Raw genomic sequence first — 18,518 nt, 5'->3', positions numbered from 1 at the left:
CATGCCACTGTCGATGACGCCCGAGCCCGACCTCGCGCGCTAGCTCGCCGCCCACGCGAGCAGCGTGTCGCCGAAGCCGCCGCGCACGCGGGCCGCGGTGCGCGCGCTGGTGATCACGCGCGGCGCGGCGCTCCACGCGATGCGCGCGCCGCTCGCGATCAGACGATCGACGAGCGCCACGTCCTCGCTGCACCTGAGCGGCGGAAAACCGCCCGCGCGCCGGTACGCCTGCGCCGACACGCCGAGATTCGCGCCATGCACATGACGATGTCCGTCGGCGTCCACGTAGGTCTTGCGGAAATATTCGCGCACGCTGTGCGGATGCGCGCTCCAGTCGTCGACGGCGATCGAGCCGCAGACCGCGTCGGCGTCGAGCGCGAGTTGCGCGGCGAGCCAGCCGGGCGACACGCGGCTATCGGCATCGGTAAACGCGAGCCAGCGCGCGCCCTGCGCGAGCAGCAACGATGCGCCGAGCGCACGGGCGATGCCGACGTTGCGCGCTTTCAGCGTTAGCGTCTGCACGCCGTAAGCCCGCGCGATCGCGGCGGAAAAATCGCTGCACGCATCGAGCGCGACGACGATCCGCACCGCTTCGCCCGCGAGTCCTTCGTGCCGCGACGCGTCGAGCAGCGCCGCGAGGCAACGCGCAATCGAGGCCTCCTCGTTATGCGCGGGAACGATCACGCCGATCATAGAAGTCCCTCCCGTTGCGCGACCGAACGCGGATCGCGCGACCATACGTCGATCAGCAGATCGGCTTCATCGTGATGCGCGAGCCGCGCGAGACCGCAGCGCGCATCGAAAAGCGCGTGCGCGCGGTCAGCCGATTCGCGCGCTTCGGCGAACGGTCGACGCCAGTGACACGCGAGCAACGTGCCGTCGGTAGTCAGCGACGCGGCGATCCGCGCGGCCAGCGTTTCGAGCTCGGCCGCGTCGAGGTAATACGCGAATTCGCTGATGACGATCAGATCGAACGGCCCGGCGTCGGTCGGCCATTCGCGCGGCACCGTACGTTGCTCGACGCGCACGTGCTCAGCCTGCGCCACGCGCTCGCGCGTCAACGTCACCGCTCGCGCGTGCAGATCGGCGGCGAGCAGCACGTCGCAACGCTTCGCGAGTTCGGCCGTCAACTCGCCGTTCGCGCAGCCCGGTTCGAACGCGTTGCGATAGCGCGGCCTCGGCAGCAGCGCGAGCGTCAGCGAACGCTTGCGACGTTCGTACCAGCCCTCGCGCAAGCGCCACGGGTCGTCGCTGCGGCGATAGAGTTCGTCGAAGTACAGCATCGTCGGGTTCATCTCAGCGACCTTCCTGGCAAATGCTCGTGAGGGAAACGTCATAGCGTCCATAGCGTGTCGGCCGATGTGTCGGCATGCATGGCCGCGCGATTCGATGTGGGCTCGGCCGCCTGTTCCAAAGCGCTGCCAGCGGTCGCGACGAGTCGCTCGCCGAGCGCTGCGAGATCGCGTTCCGCATGGCTTTGACGCAGAAATACCGGCAGATCCGCGAGCGCACGCGCGAAACGGGCATCGCGACACAACGGCCCTGCGCCGAGCGCGCGCGTCGCGTGTCGCATCACGGTGGTCGCGGCATCCTCGATGACCAGTCGTGCACGCAGCGCGACGGCTTGCGCATCGGCGCCCGGATGCGCGTCGATCCATGCGGCCGCTTCGCGCAGCACCGCGGCGGCGGACTGCAACGCGACATCAATTGCGCCGAGGTGCGCGAGACGATACGCATCGGCGCGCTGCGCGCACGCGTCGCGCAAGCGGTGGCCGATCTGCGCGGCCGCGCCGTACCAGCACGCGGCGATGCCGGCACCGCCCTGCCAGAAGCCGGCCCGGCGCAGATATGCGTTGGGCGCACCGACGAGCGTCGCGGCGGCGGCGTCGAACGTGACGTCGGCACTCGCGGTCGCCTGCATGCCGACGGCCTGCCATGTCGACGTATCGATCGAGATCGACGGCTGGTCCATCGCGACGGCCGCCAGCACCGGCGTGTCGTCGAGCCACGCGGTAACGAGTGCATGAGTGACGGACTGGGCGCCCGAACACCATGCTTTCGTGCCGCTCAGGCAGATCGGTTCGCGGGCTGCTTCAATGGTTCGGATTCCTTGTTGTGTTCCTTCTCGTATTCCTTGCCGCGTTTTTTGCGTCTCTACCCGCAGCCGTGCGTCCGACGCCTCGGCAGCCCACACGGCCCAACGGCTTCCTTCGGGCGGTGTCGGGCCCTGCAACTCGGCGAGAATCGCCAGCGCGTCGGTATGGCCTTCGAACAGTTTGACAAGCCCCAGATCGCGAGCGGCCACGGCGGCCAGCGCGCGCCAGCGGCTCAGCGTCTGGCCCTGGCCCGGCAACGGCATGCGCGGCGCGCGATCGTCGCCACGCTCGATCAAGGCGGCGAACAACTCACCGAGTGCGGCCGGATCGTTCGGATCGAAATGCGCGTCGCGCAGAAAGTCTTCGAGAGAGGTGGCGCTGTGCCGAGGCGCTCGCGCGTGGTCACGCGTGCCTGATTTGCGACGAGCGGGTTCGCGCGGGGATTGCCGCGAGTGTTGCCCTGATTGGGCCTTGAAACGGGCTGCGTGATCGCGCGTGTCGAGCATCGTGCCTCCCTGCACCGGTTCGAGTGGCCGCGCGCCGTGACACGGCGGGCCTGAACGTATGCACGATCACAGCAAGCAGCGTGCCGCAGCGGACGAAGGAACGAGCGGGAAACGCAACGCGTATTACGGTGTGTGCTGGAAGGGAATAGAAGCGGAGACCAGGCGGTCCAGGAGATCGCCGATGAAGCGGCCTATGAAGCAGCCCATGAAGCGATCTGTATAACAGCCGAAGGAATCTGCGCGAGAACGCGCGTATGACCGGAAAGAAAATTCCAACGCGCAAGCACAAGCCAAAGCGAAGACTAATCAATGCGAGGCGCTCGACTCGCAGCGGAGCATCTCACGCACTCCACCACATCGCACAGCACCGCAACACCGCAGCAGTTAATGTCACCCACTACCGTCACCCCCCACCCAGCCTCGCATCCGCCTGCGCGAGCAACGTATCGAGCACCGCCATCTCCACCGGCTTCACCAGATGCGAGTGAAATCCCACCGCGCGCGTGCGATCGAAATCGCTGGCATGACCGAAGCCCGTCATCGCCGCGTACATCGTGCGGGCCAGTTCGGGCATCGCGCGCATCGCGGCGAGCGTTGCATAGCCGTCCATCTTCGGCATCGCGAGGTCGATCAACGCGAGATGCGGCGCGAAACGCGGCGCGATCTGCAGCGCCTGCTCGCCGCCGTACGCGATGCGCACGTCGTGCCCCTTCAGTTCGAGCAGCATCGCGAGGCTGTCGGCCGAATCGTGATTGTCGTCGACGAGCAGAACCCGCAACGGCTGGATCTCGGGCGCAGCCGCGCCCGTCACGTCCTCGACGACCTCGACTTGCGCCGACGCCAGCGGCAGGCTCAGCGTGAAGGTGCTGCCGAGCCCCGGCCCCTCGCTACTCGCGACGATGCTGCCGCCATGCATTTCGATCAGCGACTTGCACAGCGTGAGCCCGATGCCCAAACCGCCTTCGCCGAGCCCCTGGTTTTCCTTTTCCTGTGCGAACAGCTCGAAGATCTTGTCGAGCGAGCGCACCGGAATACCGCAACCGGCGTCGCGCACTTCGAGCACGGCCATGCGGAAGTCGACGCGCCCCAGCACGTCGATCACGCTGCCCGGCGGCGAAAACTTCGACGCGTTGTGCAACAGGTTCTGCAGCACCTGCACGAGCCGTGTCAGGTCGCCGCGAATGATCACCGGCTCGGCCGGCACGTGCGCGATCACATTCTGCTCGCGCGCGTCGGTGAAGGGTCGCGCTGCTTCGATCGCGCGCTCGACGAGCTCGGCGAGATCGACCCGCGAAATGCGCAGCTCGACCTTGTCGGACATGATGCGGCCGATGTCGAGCAGATCGTCGACGAGCCGCGTCAGATGCGAGACCTGGCGATCGATCAGATCGCGCGCTCGCGCCAGCACCGGACTCAGACCGGTTTCCATCTGCATCGCGCCGACCGCGTTGCGCACGGGCGCAAGCGGATTGCGCAACTCGTGCGCGAGCGTCGCGAGAAATTCGCGCATGCGCTCGCCGGAGCGTTCGAGTTCTTCGCGTTGGCGCCGCTCGGTCAGATCGCGCGTGACCTTCGCAAAACCGCGCAACTGCCGCGCCTCGTCGTACACCGCGGTGATGATCACGTTGGCCCAGAACGTCGTGCCGTCCTTGCGCACGCGCCAGCCTTCGTCCTCGACGGTGCCGATCTGCCGCGCGATCGCAAGCTCGCGCGCCGGCTTGCCGGCCGCGGCCTCCTCCGGCACGTAGAACAGCGAGAAATGACGGCCAACGATTTCGTCGTGCGTATAGCCCTTGATGCGCGCCGCGCCCGAATTCCAGCTGATCACGAAACCTTGCGGATCGAGCATGAAGATCGCGTAGTCCTTCACGCTATCGACCAGCAGACGGAAGCGCTCCTCGCTTTGCCGCAACGCTTCGAGATACTCACGCTGCGCGGTCAGATCGCGCGTGATCTTCGCGAAGCCGGTGACCTTGCTGGCCTCGTCGTACACCGCGGTGATGATCACGTTAGCCCAGAACGTCGTGCCGTCCTTGCGCACGCGCCAGCCTTCGTCCTCGAAACGACCGGTCAGCGCGGCCTGCTCCAGCTCATACGTCGGCCAGCCGCGCGCGACGGCCTCCTCGGTATAGAACCGCGAGAAGTGCTGCCCGATGATCTCGTGCGCCGCGTAACCCTTCAGCTTCTGCGCGCCGGCATTCCAGCTGACGATATGACCGCTCGCATCGAGTAGAAAGATCGCGTAGTCCTTGATCGCCTGCACGAGCGACAAGTAATCGACGCGCACGGGCGGTGTCTCCGCGGCCTCGGCCTGGATCGGGATGGACGCGGCGTTTTCGTCTGAAGAAGGAACGTCGGACTGGATCATGGCGTGCACGTAAAGTTCTGGTCTCAAGCAAACGCCGGGCCTGGCCGGCGGCGGGGATGGAATCGAATGATCGATGGCGCGCTCGATGCACTCTTCGTGTTCGTGTTTTCGCGGGTATTTCGTGCGTATTTTATGTAGCCGGTGCATGAAGCCGCGCATGCATGCTCGCCGCAACGGAACGTCGCGCGAATCGGCACACTATCGGCACGCGGTCGGCTCGATACCGCGGAACTGCGCCGGAGCACGTCGCGTTTTACACAACTGCGCCGCCACTGCCTCGCAACCTCGCCGCACTTCCGACGCCAACAAAGCGCAAAGCTTATAACGTCGGGCCTCGCATTTGCTAGTCCTCTCCCGACAGTATCGGCATCGCTCGATGGTTACCGGTTCAGTTCTTCCTCCAGTTCTTCCATTACTGCCGCTTTTACAGCATCAAGGAGGCTCAATTGAAAAAGCTATTCACCACATTCGCCCGACACTGCGTCACCCCGCTCGCTCTCGCCGCCACCCTCGGCTTCGTTCACGGCAACGCGCAGGCCGAGGGCTGCGCGACAGGCGCGGCGGTCGGTGGCGTCACGGGCCACGTCGCCGGCCATCATGGCGTTGCCGGCGCGGCCGCGGGTTGCGCGATCGGCCATCATGAAGCGAAGAAGAAAGACAAGGCGGCCAGCGCCGCGGCCGCCGCGAGTCAACCGGCCGGCAAATAACGTCGGCGCACGGGGCTGCATGGGCCGGAAGAACATCTACTGACAGCGGCCCGATGCTACCGGCCCATGCACCCGCATCTTCGTTTAGTCGCTTCGCGAACGCCGACGAACCTGCACGTCGTTCACGCGCAGTATCTTCGAAAGCGTGAGCGTCCCGTGACCTCCATCAGTTCGCGACAACCTGGCAGCGGGCCAGCGCGTTCATCGCAAGCGGCACGTCTCCTGGTCACGCCAACTCACGCACGCTTCCCCGACCCGCCCCTCACCCCGCCGCGATCTTCTCGGCCAGCTTCGCGTCGTAACTCGAATGCACGTGCACGCGTTTCTTCTCCGGATACGCATAAGCGTAGGCCTTGCGCAACGCCAGCGATGCCTCGTGAAAACCCGACAGAATCAGCTTTTGCTTGTTCGGATAGTTCGCGATATCGCCGACCGCAAAGATGCCCGGCCGCGAACTCTCATAGTTCGACGTATCGACATCGATGCGGCCGCCGTGAAGCGTCAGCCCCCATTGCGCGAGCGGACCGAGATCGGCGACGAGCCCATACAGCGCAATCAGATGCTCGGCCTCGAGTTGTGTCTCGCCGTCGATCTGCCGCAGCGTCAGCGAGCGCAGTGCGCCGTCCTCGACGTCGAGACCCGCGATCGCGCCGACCACGAAGTCCATCTCGCCCGCCTCGACCGCGCGCCGCATCAACTCAACGCTCGAATCGGCCGCGCTGAAGCCGGCGCGCCGATGCACGAGCGTCACGCGCCGTGCGACCTTCCGCAGCGCGAGTGCCCAGTCGAGCGCGGAATCGCCGCCGCCCGCGACCACCACGACCTTGTCGGCGAAGTCCGCAAGCCGCGGCACGCTGTAGTGCACATGACGTTTCTCCAACGGCACGGCCTCGGCAAGCGCCAGCTTTTGCGGCATGAACGCGCCGTTGCCGGCCGCGAGCAGAATCGCCGCGACGTCGAACACGAGGCCGCGCTGGGTACGCACGGTCCAGCGGCCGTCGTCGCGCTGCTCGACCGTTTCGACGCGTTGCTCGAGATGGATCGGCACGTCGAACGGCTTGCATTGCGCGACGAGCCGCTCGACCAGTTCGCGCGCGGTGCAGGACGGAATCGCGGGGATGTCGTAGATCGGCTTGTCCGGATACAGCTCGATGCATTGGCCGCCGACCTTGTCGAGCACGTCGACGATCTGACACGTGAGGCCGATCACGCCGGCTTCGAACGCCGCGAAAAGACCGACCGGACCGGCGCCGACGATCAGGACATCGGTGCGGATCGGGGCCGCGGGCGAGTCGGCGGTGGTGGTCATCGTGAGGGTCTCCGTGGCGGCGTTAGATGAACGATCGATCAACGATGGGGGACAGGCGGCAAGCCATGCGTGATCGATAGATAAGCCACCATACCGAATCGGCCCGCACGCGGCAACGATGCCATTGCCGGCGGTAAGGATGCTTCGCGAGTGCGCACGGTATTTGAAAGTGGTTACCTGAAAATATCCGGAATCGGCCATTTTTAAGCGCCATTCGCAGGACTAAGCTGAGGTCTGTCCTATCCACTACCGCACGGCCTGCCCGTTGCAACGAACCCACCCAGGAGCCCATCATGGAACAACGTCTCGACTTCTACAAAGCCAATCCCGCCGCAGTCAAGTCGCTACTCGGCGTCGAAGAACGCATCGGCAAATCGGCGCTCGAAAAATCGCTGACCGAACTCGTGCGGCTGCGCGCGTCGCAGATCAACGGCTGCGCGTATTGCGTCGACATGCACACGACCGACGCGCGCAAAGGCGGCGAGACCGAGCGGCGGCTCGCGACCGTCGTCGTGTGGCGCGAAACGCCATTTTTCACGGACCGCGAACGCGCAGCGCTCGAATGGACCGAAGCCGTCACGCTGGTCTCGCACGATCACGTGCCCGACGCGATATGGCAGGTGGTGCGCCCGCATTTCAGCGACGAAGAACTGGTCGACCTGACGCTGCTCGTATCGGCGATCAACGCATGGAACCGCTTCGCGATTGCGTTTCGCAAGATGCCGGCGTGAGATGAAAATGAAGTGAGCCGTTTGGGTGGCGGCAAGCAACGCGGTGCCGCTTTTCCATTGCCGCACCCTTCTCGGCCCACTTTTCCTAACCCGCGTTCCCGCCTCAGCTCTTCAGCCTCACTCCCCGACCCACGAGCCGCGCAGATCGCTTTCATGCAGCAACTGCAGTAGCGTGCCGGCCGGTCGGCTCAGGCGCTTCGCCGCGAGCGCGATGAATTCCACCGGCGGCAGCGCCGGCAACGCGGCCGCATTCAACGGCGACGTCAGTCCGCGCGCGGACAGATACTGCGGCCGCACGGTAATGCCGAGACCGCCGCGCGCGGCCGCGATGCAGCCCGAATGACTGCTGCTCGTACAGACGATCTGCCAGCTCGCGCCAGCCTCGGCGAGCGCATCGAGCACCACCGCGCGCGTCACGCTCGGCTCGGCGACGAGGATCAGCGGCAGCGGCTGACTCAGATCGACGAGCGTGCCGGTGCGCGCGAGCCATTCGAGCCGCCCCGTGAAGAGTGGCACGCCGCGGCGATCGCCGAGCCGGCGCTTGCCGACCAGCAGATCGATCGCGCCGGCGTCGAGCAGTTCGTAGAGCTTGCCGGTCATGCCGATCGTGATTTCCAGTTCGACATCCGGATGGGCGTTGCGAAACGCGGCGAGCACGGTCGGCAGCGGCCCGAGCGCGATGTCGTCGGAGGAGCCGAGCCGCACGCGGCCCTTCAGGCGCGGCGCGCGAAACTGCGATTCCGCGCGCGACAGTGCCTGCAGGATCACGCTCGCGTGCGCGAGCATCGCCTCGCCGTCGGGGGTCATCGCGAGCGAATGGGTGTCGCGCACGAACAGGCGCCGGCCGACGCTCTGTTCGAGGCGCCGGATATGTTCGCTGACGCTCGACTGCGTCAGATCGAGCCGCCGCCCCGCTTCGGTGAAGCTGTGGCAGGCCGCGACGGTCGAAAAGGTCTTGAGCCAGATCGGATTGAGCATCCAGTATTGTCGCGCTGCTTATCGGGAAAGTCGATAACAGTCAGCGACCCTAGTGGGGTTCCCGATTGACGAGGATGTCAATAAGATGACGCAATTCCCGCTTGCCCCGCGCGGGCGGCGCTCAGCCGCTGTACCGCCGCGCCCCCGCCGTTGAAAAAATGACTAAGGATTCCGCCCACACGGCCTTACTGTGGATCGTCGCCGCCGGCTTCTTCATGCAGTCGCTCGACACGACGATCGTCAACACCGCGCTGCCTTCGATCGCCAACAGCCTGCACGTCGCGCCGCTCGCGATGCAACCGATCGTCGTCGCCTATACGCTGACGATGGCAATGCTCACTCCCGCTTCCGGCTGGCTCGCCGACCGCTTCGGCACCCGCCGCGTCTATTTCGCCGCCATCCTCGTGTTCGTGCTCGGCTCGGTCTGCTGCGCGAGCGCACACACGCTCGGCCAACTGGTGCTCGCGCGCGTGCTGCAGGGCCTCGGCGGCTCGATGCTGCTGCCGATCGGCCGGCTCGCGGTGCTGCGCAGCGTCTCGGGCGAACAGTACGTGTCGGCGCTCGCCTTCGTTTCGATCGCAGGCCAGCTCGGGCCGATCGCCGGACCCACGCTCGGCGGCTGGTTCGTGCAGGCCATCACGTGGCACTGGATCTTCCTGATCAACGTGCCGATCGGCGCGGTGGGTCTGTTTGCGGTGCAGCGATTCCTGCCGTCGCACGATGCCGTGAAGCCGCCGCCGTTCGACTTCATCGGTTGCGGGCTGCTGTCGCTGTGCATGATCGCGTTTTCGCTGGCCATCGACGCGCCGGTCGCCTCGCATCGCGCGGCATGGTCGGCGGGTCTGTTCGCGCTGGCCGTCGCGAGCGCGCTCGCCTATATTCCGTACGCGAAAAAGCGGCGCGACCCGCTCTTCAGGCTGTCGCTGTTCGGCGAGCCGAATTTCAGCGTCGGGTTGATCGGCAATCTCGTGTGCCGCGTCGGTTCGAGCGCGGTGCCGTTTCTCGTGCCGCTGCTGCTGCAACTTCAGCTCGGCTATTCGCCGCTGCACTCCGGCCTGATGATGCTGCCCGCGGCGCTCGCCGGCACGCTCGCGAAACGCTGGATCGCGCCGCTCGTGCGCCGCTACGGCTACGACACGTTCCTGCTCGTCAACACCATCATCGTCGGTTCGGCGATCGTCGCGTTCTCGCTGATTTCGCGCGGCACGCCCCTCGTGCTCGAAATCGTGGTCCTCGCGGTGTTCGGCGCGGCCAATTCGATGCAGTTCGCCGCGATGAACAGCGTCACGCTGAAGGACCTGTCGCACGAAGACGCGGGCATGGGCAACAGCCTGTTCTCGATGGTGCAGATGCTGGCGATCGGGCTTGGCGTGTCGATCGGCGGCGGGCTCGTGAACCTGTTCGCCGCGCAATGGGGCTCGGCCGAACTCGGCTTCCGCCTCGCCTTCGTGTGCGTCGGCGTGATCACGCTGGTGTCCGCATGGATCTTCCGCCATCTCGACGATCCGTCCGGCACGCGGGTGATTCGCGGCCAGGCCGCGCAGAGCGCGGGACGTTGACGCGCAGCGCGGCTTAGGTTCACGCGTGAACGCGGGCATCAACGACGCACATGAACGATGGGTCCGATTGACATAGATCAGCGAATGCGAAAGACGTGATGCCGCGTTGCTGCTGTGCTGTTGCCGCGTCGATGCAGCACATATCGGCCGCACGTTTCGATGTGCAATGCATGAAACGACACACGCCCCCTCTCTCCATCCAGTCGGATAACGTGTTTTTCACGCTTGACGTTACGGCATGACTCCTGACACGTTCATGCCGTCTGTCCATCCATCGCGTTCAACGAGCGTCACTTTCATGCGTCAGCGTATGAATCCGCACAGACTTTCGCGTTAACATGTGGGGCATCAACGCTTATCAGGAACCCCACATGCCATTTGACGAGCGCATGCTGAACGGCATGGGCGTGCTGACGGCGATCGTCGACTGCGGCAGTTTCGCGGCCGCCGGTGAAGCACTCGACATGTCGCAATCGGGCGTGAGCCGTTCGGTGGCGCGACTCGAAGCACGCCTCGGCATCCGCCTGTTCGACCGTACCACGCGCTCGGTGATGCTGACCGACGAAGGCCGGCGCTTCTACGAACAGATCGTGCCGCTACTCGGCGGCCTCGAGGAAGCCGCGACATCGGCGGCGCAAGGCGCGACCGCGGTACGCGGACGTCTGCGCGTCAACATGGACCCGTTCTTTTCACGGCTCGTGCTCGGCCCGCGCCTCGGCGGCTTCGTCGATAAACATCCCGATCTGCAACTCGAACTGATTACGCGCGATCAGTTGGGCGATATGGTCGCCGACGGTTTCGACCTCGCGATCCGCTTCGGCGAGCCGCCGCTGTCGACGCTGGTCGCCCGCAAGCTGCTCGATACGCGCATCCTGACCGTGGCGGCGCCGTCGTATCTGAAGAAGCATGGGCAGCCTTCGAATCCGGCCGAACTCGAAGACGGTCCGCACGTCTGCATCAAGTTTCGCGATCCGCTGAGCGGCTATCCGTTCATTTGGGAATTTCATCGCGGCCGCAAGAAGTTCGTGATCACGCCGCAGGGACGGCTGACCGTCAACGACGTCGGCACGCTGCATAGCGTATGCATCGCGGGTCAGGGCATCGCGCAGATTCTCGCGCTCGGCGCCCAGTCGCTGCTGGCGAGCGGCAAGCTCGTCGAACTGTTTCCGGATTGGGGCGACGAGGTCTATCCGCTGTATGCGCTGTATCCGTCGCGGCATCATCCGCCGGCCAAGGTGCGGGCGTTCCTGGACTTCATCGTGTCGCTGACGGGCGAGGGGCTGCGCGAGTCGGTTGTGTGATTCGGGCCGCATCGGCGGTCCCGTCTCCCGTCTCCCATTTCCGTTGAGGCCATACCGCTCGGGTCCGGGCCTTGCTGCTCCACGGCTGTCTTCCCTCTCAGGAGAGCAGCCATGAGCGAAACAAAGGACAAAGCCAAGGGCGAAGCAAAAAACGCGGTCAAAAATCAGGAAAAAGGCCCGAGCGGCCAGCAGACCGAGGATCTCGCCCACCCGCACCACGCGGTGCACAGCGATAACGCGAAGAGCAAGATGCCCGAGCGCCACGACGAAGGCCGCAAGCAATCGCCCGCCGACCATCCGGGCAAGAAGCCCGGCGAGGGCGAACCGTCGGTGAGTTGAAAAAACACAACCCAGTCCGCATGCGGCTTGACCGCATTAAATAGTCAAGCCGCATAAACCCTTGCCTTCTGCCACCTTTCTGTAAGCAAACATTTCTTCTACATTTTTACCGAATATTTTTTCGGCGCCTTCGACTATTTTGCTGCTTGCAGCATGGTGTGCGCCTAGCGAACCGGCTGCCGCTTTCTGGTTTGATAAAAGGCGACGCCCATGTCCATCCCGTCGAATGTTTTCGTGGCTTCCACGCCCGCCGTGCCGCCGCACACCCCGCGCCGCGCGTATGTGTCCATCTGCCTGCCCACCTGCGAGCGCCCCGAGCTGCTCGTCGAATGTATCGATTCATGCCTCGCACAGAACTACGGGCATCTGGAAATCGTGATCGGCGACGATTCGAAAGACGCGCGTACCCAGCAATCGATTGCCGCACGCTATCGCGACGAGCCGCGCGTGCGCTATGTGAAGAACGAGCCGCCGCTCGGCCAGGCGCGCAATGTCGCGAGCCTGTTCGAACGCGCGCGCGGCGACAAGATCCTGCTGATCCACGACGACGATCTGCTTACCATCGATGCCGTCGAAAAACTCGTGTCGCTGTGGCAGCGTCATCCGCATCTCGACGCGGCGTTCGGCAACCAGTACGAAGCGAGTCACGAAGGCGCGATCGATTTCGACGCGAGCGAGCGTCTGAACGCGGCGTTCTGGCGCACCTGGGAGGCCGTGGGCCTGCAGGCCCTCCCGGGCCGCACCGGGCTCGTGCAGATGTTTCCGAACAATGGCTGGATGGCCGATGCCCGGCTCGTCAAACGGATCGGTTATCCCGAGCAGCACGGCATGTGCTGCGATTTCGCGTTCGGCACCGAGTTGTGCCTCGCCGCGCGCGAGGTGTTTTATCTGCACGACTACGTATCGGTGTATCGCAAGACCGCGACGTCGATCTCGCACAACACGCGCGGCACGACCACGGCCGCGCCGCTGAGCGCCTACCGGTTCGTCAGGTCACTCGCTCTGCCCGCGCAACTGGAGCCGTCGCGGCGGCTCGCGCTGCAGCGGCTCGCGCCGATCGTCGTGTCGATTCATGCGCGCAACGGCCACGTGCGGGAAGGCCTGCGCGTCGCGCTCGCGCATCTGTTCGCGTACAACTACGGATTCAGCGCGCGGCTTTACTACCATCTGGCGATGCTCGCGCGCGCGGCGCTGCGCGGCCGGCCATCGGTCGCCGGCGCGGCCACCGATGCCGCCGCTGCCGCGGTCGCGGCGGTGGCAGCGGCGCCGGCCGCGGCGGCCGATCAGGCGGCGGCGGTCAAGGAGTTCGTCAACGAGCTGGTGAGCGAGCGGCCCGAGTCAGTGAAGTTGCGCGAGCGGCTGTAGCCGGGTCTGCGCGCCCGTATCCGTGAGCCATGATCTGTATCGGCCATGCGCAGGCCGATGCGGCTCAAGCCGTTTTTCTGCTAAGCATTCCCTGCTTAGCAAACGCGTATTCGTTACTTGGTCGCGCGCGCGCCGCTGATTACGATGAACCCGACCCGTCATCGCCTCAGAGGTAATTCGCCATGTCAGACAGTGCGTGTTTCAGGCCGCGCGTGATCGAGCCCGTCGTCGATAACCAGCCGGAAGGACTCGGGCTCGCGATCGAGTTGTGGCTCGCGCAACCGGTCGACGGGATCGCCGGCCGCGCGGTGCAGATTCATTTACGCGGCGGCGCGAAGATGGAACAGGCCGAGAGCCTGCGCGATCTGCTGCATGCGTGGGGGACGCGGATCGTGGTTAGTTGAGCTGATTTGAGTCCGACGCATGGACGCGTGTGCGGGCCGGTCGGCCGGCGCGGCGCGATGCGGCGCAAACAAAAACGGCGGCCTCGTTGCCGAGGGCCGCCGTTTTTACGGAGCGTGGTACTTCGTGTTGCGTTTCGCGTTACGTCGCATGCAGCGCTTCATGTCATACCCGGCGGCACGACGTGAAGCGTGCGCGCCTCGCTCAAGGCTCGTGCCGCAGATAACCTTCCTTCGACGGATCGCGCATCCGCAGCGAGACGATACCGGCGATCGCGCACATCACGGTCACGTACCAGAAGAACATCGACTCGACGTTGGCCTGCTTCAGCCACAGCGCGACGTATTCCGCCGAGCCGCCGAAAATCGCATTGGCGACCGCGTACGACAGACCCACGCCCAGCGCACGCACTTGCGGCGGGAACATTTCCGCCTTGATGAGCCCGCTGATCGACGTGTAGAAGCTGACGATCGCGAGCGCCACCACGACCAGCGCGAACGCCGCGTACGGGTTGGCGACGTCCTTCAGCGCGTGCAGCAGCGGCACCGTGCCGATCGTCGCGAAGAAGCCGAAGCACAGCATCGAACGGCGTCGGCCGATGCGGTCCGACAGCGCGCCGAACGCCGGCTGCATCAGCATGTAGACGAACAGCGCCGCGGTCATCACCGAACTCGCGGTCTTCGCATGCATGCCGGCCGTGTTGACGAGGTACTTCTGCATATACGTGGTGAACGTATAGAAGATCAGCGAGCCGCCGGCCGTGAAGCCGAGCACCGTCATGAACGCGCCCTTGTGCTCCCACAACCCGCGCAGCGTACCCGCTTCCTTACGGCCGCGCGTCGCAGCGGTGGTGGTTTCTTCGAGCGATTTACGCAGATACAGCGCGATCAACGCGGCGACCGCGCCGATCACGAACGGCACGCGCCAGCCCCACGCCTTCAGCTCCTCGGTCGTGAGGGTCTGTTGCAGGATCACCAGCACCAGCAGCGCGCACAACTGGCCACCGATCAGCGTCACGTACTGGAACGACGCGAAGAAACCGCGCCGGCCCTTCAACGCGACCTCACTCATATAGGTCGCGCTGGTGCCGTATTCGCCGCCCACCGAGAGCCCCTGCAGCAGCCGCGCAAGCAGCAGCAGCGCCGGCGCGAGCGCGCCGATCTGCGCGTAGGTCGGCAGCATCGCGATCACGAGCGAGCCGCCGCACATCATGAACACCGACACCATCATCGCGGTCCGGCGACCGCGCTTGTCGGCGAGCCGGCCGAAGAACCAGCCGCCGATCGGCCGCATCAGGAAGCCAGCGGCAAACACGCCGGCCGTGTTCAGCAACTGCGTGGTGGTGTTGCCGCTCGGGAAGAACGACGGCGCGAAGTACAGCGCCGTGAACGAATACACGTAGAAGTCGAACCATTCGACGAGATTGCCCGAGGATGCGCCGACGATCGCAAAGATGCGGCGCCGGGTGTCGTGCGCCGCGGCCACTCTGGATTGCTCGGTGAGGTCGTTCATGCTTGTCTTTCCTTATTTAAACGAGGACGACGATCTGACGCCGCCTTGATGCCACACGCCCGGACTGTGCGGCCGGCGCGAGTGCGCGATTTTTACATAAATGAAAGCAAATATGGGTTTTTGTCAGGCTAACTTAATGAAAGCCCTGGGTTGCCAGCGCGTGGGCGTTTGCGCTGCAACAAAGACGAAGCCCCCGCCAGTACAGGACTGGCAGGGGCTTCGGAGTGACACGGACCGCTCGACGCGACGCTAGACTCTCACCGCGGGCGGCACGTAGCGGCATTCGTAGCGCTTTCTGACGGTGCCGTTTTCGTCGACGCTCTCGAGGTACACGTCGAATTGCCAGAGGCGCGCCATATGCTTGAGCACCTCGTCGCTATCCGACGACAGATGCCGGTTGTCGCTCATGAAATGCCGCAGCGTCAGACTGCGGTCGCCGCGCGTATTGACGGCCCACACCTGGATGTTGGGCTCGCGGTGATGCATGTCGTACTGCCGCGACAACGCCTGACGCACGTACTGATAGCCGCTGTCGTCGTGAATCGCCGACACTTCGAGCGCGTCGCGCATGTCGTCGTCGAGCACCGAGAAGAGGCGCATTTCGCGGATCAGATGCGGCGACAGATACTGCGCGACGAAGCTCTCGTCCTTGAAGTTGCGCATCGCGTAGTGCATCGCGGGCAGCCACGGACTGCCGGCCAGCTCCGGAAACCAGCGCCGGTCTTCCTCGGTCGGCGCTTCGCAGATGCGGCGAATGTCGCTCATCATCGAAAAACCGAGCGCGTACGGATTGATGCCGCTGTAGTACGGCTTCGTGACCGGCGGCTGATAGACGACGTTGCTGTGCGAATGGAGAAACTCCATCATGAAGCCGTCTTCCAGCTTGCCCTGGTTGTACAGCGTGTTGAGCAGCGTGTAGTGCCAGAACGTCGCCCAGCCCTCGTTCATCACCTGGGTTTGCCGCTGCGGATAGAAGTACTGACCGATCTTGCGCACGATGCGGATAACCTCGCGCTCCCACGGTTCGAGCAGCGGCGCGTTTTTCTCCGCGAAATACAGCAGATTTTCCTGTGGCTCGGGCGGATAGCGATCCTCCACCTCTTCCGCCAGCGGTGTATGGCGCGTCGGCAGCGTGCGCCACAGTTCATTGACCTGCGATTGCAGATATGCCTCGCGTTCACGACGCGCGGCGAACTCCTTTTCGAGCGACAGCTTCTGCGGACGCTTGTAGCGATCCACGCCGTAATTCATCAGCGCATGGCACGAATCGAGCAGTTCCTCGACCCGGTCGAGCCCGAAGCGCTCCTCGCACTCGGCGATGTAATTCTTCGCGTAGACGAGGTAGTCGATGATCGCGTGCGCATCCGTCCAGAGTCGGAACAGATAGTTGCCCTTGAAAAACGAATTGTGCCCGTAGGCCGCGTGCGCGATGACGAGCGCCTGCATCGTCATCGTGTTCTCTTCCATCAGATACGCGATGCAGGGATTCGAATTGATGACGATTTCGTACGCGAGCCCCATCTGGCCGCGACGATAGCTTTTCTCGGTGGAGAGAAAGTGTTTGCCGAACGACCAGTGCCGATAGTTCACCGGCATGCCGACGGATGCGTACGCGTCCATCATCTGTTCGGCGCTGATGAGTTCGAGCTGGATCGGGTACACGTCAAGTTCGTATTGCTCCGCAACACGGGCAATATGCGAGTCGTACTCTTCGATCAGTTCGAAGGTCCAGTCGGACGGGCACGGCAGAGGTCTTCTATCTGCTACGTTCATACGGACTTCCCTTTGCCCTTCGGGGGCGTTCCGGTGTGTCCCATGCTGCAGCGCGGTGGACTGCTCCGGCAGGAGGCTGCCGTGCTGGCCGCCCTTGCCTCGGCATGCCCCGACAATTGCTGCGGCACGCCTTTGTTGCGCCGTGGCGCCACTGCTTCATACGATGGATCGTCCCGCATTCCTTCGTACGATGCGCCGCGCGCGCTGTCGTTCTGCTAAATCGGTTCAGCTACATCCGTTCCGTCAAGAAGTCGCCACCTGCTTCTCGAACAGCTCGCGAAACACCGGATAAATATCGGCCGCGGTTTCGACCTTCTTCATCGCCATGTGCGGTTGCGACAGCGCCAGTTGCGCGTATTCGAGCCACAGGTTCTGCTCTTCGGGCGTCACCTGAATATACGCAAAATACCGCACCTTCTCCAGGATGTCATCCGACAGTATCTTGCGGCACTTCGGCGAGTCGTCCGTCCAGTTGTCGCCGTCCGACGCCTGCGCCCCGTAAATATTCCATTCAGTCGGCGAATAGCGCTCGTCCATGACCTTGCGCATCAGTTCGAGCGCGCTCGACACCACGGTGCCGCCGCTTTCGGTCGAGTGGAAGAACGTGTCTTCGTCGACTTCCTCGGCGCGCGTGTGATGGCGAATGAACACGACCTCAATCTTCTCGTAGTTACGCTTCAGGAACAGATACAGCAGGATGAAGAAGCGCTTGGCGAGATCCTTGCGCTGCTCGTCCATCGAGCCGGACACGTCCATCAGACAGAACATCACCGCCTGGCTCGACGGCGTGGGCTGCTTCACGCGATTCACGTAGCGCAGATCGAACGGATCGATGAACGGAATCCGCCAGATACGGCCCCTCAGATGATGGATGTCGTCTTCGAGCAGCTTGATCTCTTCGCGGCGATCGGCGGGATCGGCCTTCAGCTCTTCGAGCTGCCGCTCCATCTCGTGCAACTGGTTGACGAGCGGCGCGCCGAGCGCGATGCGTCGGCCGAGCGCGCTGCGCAACGAGCGCACCACGTCGATATTGTTCGGCGTGCCCTCGGCGGCCCAGCCCGCGCGGATGCTTTTCCACGTCGGCACGGCCATCAGATGGGTTTTGACGAGACGCGGCAATTCGAGGTCGTCGAAGAAATATTGCATGAATTCTTCGCGGCTCAGTTCGAACACGAAGTCGTCCTGACCTTCGCCCTCGTTGCTGGCCTGGCCCCCGCCTCCGCCGCCCCCACCACCTTGCGGGCGCTGGATCTTGTCGCCGCGGATGTAGTCCGAGTTGCCCGGATGCACCATCTCCCGCTTGCCGCCCGGGCCATGGCGGAACGACGGCTCCGCGATGTCCTTGCGCGGAATCGTGATGCTCTGGGTGTTCTGGATATCCTTGATGCTGCGATCGCGGACCGCTTCCGACACGGCGCGACGAATGTAGTTTTTGACGCGACGCAAAAAGCGCTCGCGATTCGCAATGCTCTTGTTTTTACCTGCCAACCTGCGGTCGATGATTTGATGAAGCACGCCGGGTCTCCCGTGTCGATCGCAGCGAGCGCCTCAGCGCTCCCATGCAACTGCGCT

16 protein-coding genes are annotated in these 18,518 nt (G+C 64.4%); 7 read left to right on the top strand and 9 right to left on the bottom strand.

The features are described 5' to 3' along the window. Nucleotides 1–39: 39 nt before the first annotated feature. The 4 genes from HHL14_RS09735 to HHL14_RS09720 form a co-directional block, all read right to left on the bottom strand. On the bottom strand, nt 40–693 hold the full coding sequence (locus HHL14_RS09735) for a glycosyltransferase (protein WP_169497391.1): 654 nt from the start codon (nt 691–693) through the stop codon (nt 40–42). Beyond that, a complete protein-coding gene (locus HHL14_RS09730) occupies nt 690–1,295 on the bottom strand; it encodes an SAM-dependent methyltransferase (RefSeq protein ID WP_169497390.1) in 606 nt (201 codons plus the stop codon). Before HHL14_RS09730 ends, HHL14_RS09735 begins: the two co-directional genes overlap by 4 nt. A gap of 38 nt (nt 1,296–1,333) precedes the next feature. Beyond that, nucleotides 1,334–2,602 (bottom strand): acyl-CoA dehydrogenase, encoded by a 1,269-nt coding sequence (locus HHL14_RS09725; RefSeq protein ID WP_230412975.1) that lies wholly within the window; start codon nt 2,600–2,602, stop codon nt 1,334–1,336. A gap of 403 nt (nt 2,603–3,005) precedes the next feature. Further along, nucleotides 3,006–4,970 carry a PAS domain-containing hybrid sensor histidine kinase/response regulator gene (locus HHL14_RS09720; protein ID WP_169497389.1) on the bottom strand — a complete coding sequence of 655 codons (1,965 nt, stop codon included), beginning with the start codon at nt 4,968–4,970 and terminating at the stop codon, nt 3,006–3,008. A 446-nt stretch (nt 4,971–5,416) separates the two neighbouring features. On the opposite strand from HHL14_RS09720, the gene HHL14_RS09715 reads away from it, so the two are divergent. Continuing rightward, nucleotides 5,417–5,677, top strand: coding sequence for a hypothetical protein (locus HHL14_RS09715; protein ID WP_169497388.1), 261 nt, complete (start codon nt 5,417–5,419; stop codon nt 5,675–5,677). A gap of 262 nt (nt 5,678–5,939) precedes the next feature. Here HHL14_RS09715 and HHL14_RS09710 read toward each other — a convergent pair whose 3' ends face one another. Further along, nucleotides 5,940–6,986 carry an NAD(P)/FAD-dependent oxidoreductase gene (locus tag HHL14_RS09710; protein ID WP_169497387.1) on the bottom strand — a complete coding sequence of 349 codons (1,047 nt, stop codon included), beginning with the start codon at nt 6,984–6,986 and terminating at the stop codon, nt 5,940–5,942. A gap of 293 nt (nt 6,987–7,279) precedes the next feature. Here HHL14_RS09710 and HHL14_RS09705 point away from each other — a divergent pair, with 293 nt between their 5' ends. Then, nucleotides 7,280–7,717: a carboxymuconolactone decarboxylase family protein gene (locus HHL14_RS09705; RefSeq protein ID WP_169497386.1), complete on the top strand. Its 438-nt coding sequence runs from the start codon at nt 7,280–7,282 to the stop codon at nt 7,715–7,717. A 117-nt stretch (nt 7,718–7,834) separates the two neighbouring features. Here HHL14_RS09705 and HHL14_RS09700 read toward each other — a convergent pair whose 3' ends face one another. Then, the gene (locus tag HHL14_RS09700; protein WP_169497385.1) at nt 7,835–8,695 is read right to left on the bottom strand and encodes a LysR family transcriptional regulator; all 861 of its coding nucleotides are present in this window, start codon (nt 8,693–8,695) and stop codon (nt 7,835–7,837) included. 158 nt (nt 8,696–8,853) lie between these two features. Here HHL14_RS09700 and HHL14_RS09695 point away from each other — a divergent pair, with 158 nt between their 5' ends. From HHL14_RS09695 to HHL14_RS09675, 5 genes are all read left to right on the top strand, one after another. Next, a complete protein-coding gene (locus HHL14_RS09695) occupies nt 8,854–10,254 on the top strand; it encodes a DHA2 family efflux MFS transporter permease subunit (protein WP_169497384.1) in 1,401 nt (466 codons plus the stop codon). A gap of 371 nt (nt 10,255–10,625) precedes the next feature. Next, nucleotides 10,626–11,555, top strand: coding sequence for a LysR family transcriptional regulator (locus tag HHL14_RS09690; protein WP_169497383.1), 930 nt, complete (start codon nt 10,626–10,628; stop codon nt 11,553–11,555). 111 nt (nt 11,556–11,666) lie between these two features. After that, a complete protein-coding gene (locus tag HHL14_RS09685; protein WP_169497382.1) occupies nt 11,667–11,894 on the top strand; it encodes a hypothetical protein in 228 nt (75 codons plus the stop codon). 210 nt (nt 11,895–12,104) lie between these two features. Beyond that, nucleotides 12,105–13,259, top strand: coding sequence for a glycosyltransferase family 2 protein (locus tag HHL14_RS09680; protein ID WP_169497381.1), 1,155 nt, complete (start codon nt 12,105–12,107; stop codon nt 13,257–13,259). A gap of 182 nt (nt 13,260–13,441) precedes the next feature. After that, nucleotides 13,442–13,663, top strand: coding sequence for a hypothetical protein (locus HHL14_RS09675; RefSeq protein WP_169497380.1), 222 nt, complete (start codon nt 13,442–13,444; stop codon nt 13,661–13,663). A gap of 202 nt (nt 13,664–13,865) precedes the next feature. On the opposite strand, the gene HHL14_RS09670 is transcribed toward HHL14_RS09675, so the two are convergent. The 3 genes from HHL14_RS09670 to HHL14_RS09660 all read right to left on the bottom strand — a co-directional run bounded on the left by HHL14_RS09670 (nt 13,866) and on the right by HHL14_RS09660 (nt 18,461). After that, entirely contained in the window at nt 13,866–15,173 is a 1,308-nt protein-coding gene (locus HHL14_RS09670) for an MFS family transporter (RefSeq protein ID WP_169497379.1), read from the bottom strand. A gap of 249 nt (nt 15,174–15,422) precedes the next feature. Then, on the bottom strand, nt 15,423–16,946 hold the full coding sequence (locus tag HHL14_RS09665) for a SpoVR family protein (RefSeq protein ID WP_169497378.1): 1,524 nt from the start codon (nt 16,944–16,946) through the stop codon (nt 15,423–15,425). Nucleotides 16,947–17,189: 243 nt separating this feature from the next. Beyond that, a complete protein-coding gene (locus tag HHL14_RS09660) occupies nt 17,190–18,461 on the bottom strand; it encodes a YeaH/YhbH family protein (RefSeq protein WP_169497377.1) in 1,272 nt (423 codons plus the stop codon). Nucleotides 18,462–18,518: the final 57 nt, after the last annotated feature.

It is taken from the genome of Paraburkholderia antibiotica (assembly GCF_012927125.1).
GTDB lineage: Bacteria > Pseudomonadota > Gammaproteobacteria > Burkholderiales > Burkholderiaceae > Paraburkholderia > Paraburkholderia antibiotica.
Note: the sequence above shows the minus strand (reverse complement) of the source record. Positions and strands in the feature narration are given on the sequence as shown.

Bases quoted from the DNA above. Each gene is read 5' to 3' on its own strand.
- HHL14_RS09735 (WP_169497391.1), bottom strand. From the start codon at position 693: ATGATCGGCGTGATCGTTCCCGCGCATAACGAGGAGGCCTCGATTGCG.
- HHL14_RS09730 (WP_169497390.1), bottom strand. From the start codon at position 1,295: ATGAACCCGACGATGCTGTACTTCGACGAACTCTATCGCCGCAGCGAC.
- HHL14_RS09725 (WP_230412975.1), bottom strand. From the start codon at position 2,602: ATGCTCGACACGCGCGATCACGCAGCCCGTTTCAAGGCCCAATCAGGG.
- HHL14_RS09720 (WP_169497389.1), bottom strand. From the start codon at position 4,970: ATGATCCAGTCCGACGTTCCTTCTTCAGACGAAAACGCCGCGTCCATC.
- HHL14_RS09710 (WP_169497387.1), bottom strand. From the start codon at position 6,986: ATGACCACCACCGCCGACTCGCCCGCGGCCCCGATCCGCACCGATGTC.
- HHL14_RS09705 (WP_169497386.1), top strand. From the start codon at position 7,280: ATGGAACAACGTCTCGACTTCTACAAAGCCAATCCCGCCGCAGTCAAG.
- HHL14_RS09700 (WP_169497385.1), bottom strand. From the start codon at position 8,695: ATGCTCAATCCGATCTGGCTCAAGACCTTTTCGACCGTCGCGGCCTGC.
- HHL14_RS09695 (WP_169497384.1), top strand. From the start codon at position 8,854: ATGACTAAGGATTCCGCCCACACGGCCTTACTGTGGATCGTCGCCGCC.
- HHL14_RS09690 (WP_169497383.1), top strand. From the start codon at position 10,626: ATGCCATTTGACGAGCGCATGCTGAACGGCATGGGCGTGCTGACGGCG.
- HHL14_RS09685 (WP_169497382.1), top strand. From the start codon at position 11,667: ATGAGCGAAACAAAGGACAAAGCCAAGGGCGAAGCAAAAAACGCGGTC.
- HHL14_RS09680 (WP_169497381.1), top strand. From the start codon at position 12,105: ATGTCCATCCCGTCGAATGTTTTCGTGGCTTCCACGCCCGCCGTGCCG.
- HHL14_RS09675 (WP_169497380.1), top strand. From the start codon at position 13,442: ATGTCAGACAGTGCGTGTTTCAGGCCGCGCGTGATCGAGCCCGTCGTC.
- HHL14_RS09670 (WP_169497379.1), bottom strand. From the start codon at position 15,173: ATGAACGACCTCACCGAGCAATCCAGAGTGGCCGCGGCGCACGACACC.
- HHL14_RS09665 (WP_169497378.1), bottom strand. From the start codon at position 16,946: ATGAACGTAGCAGATAGAAGACCTCTGCCGTGCCCGTCCGACTGGACC.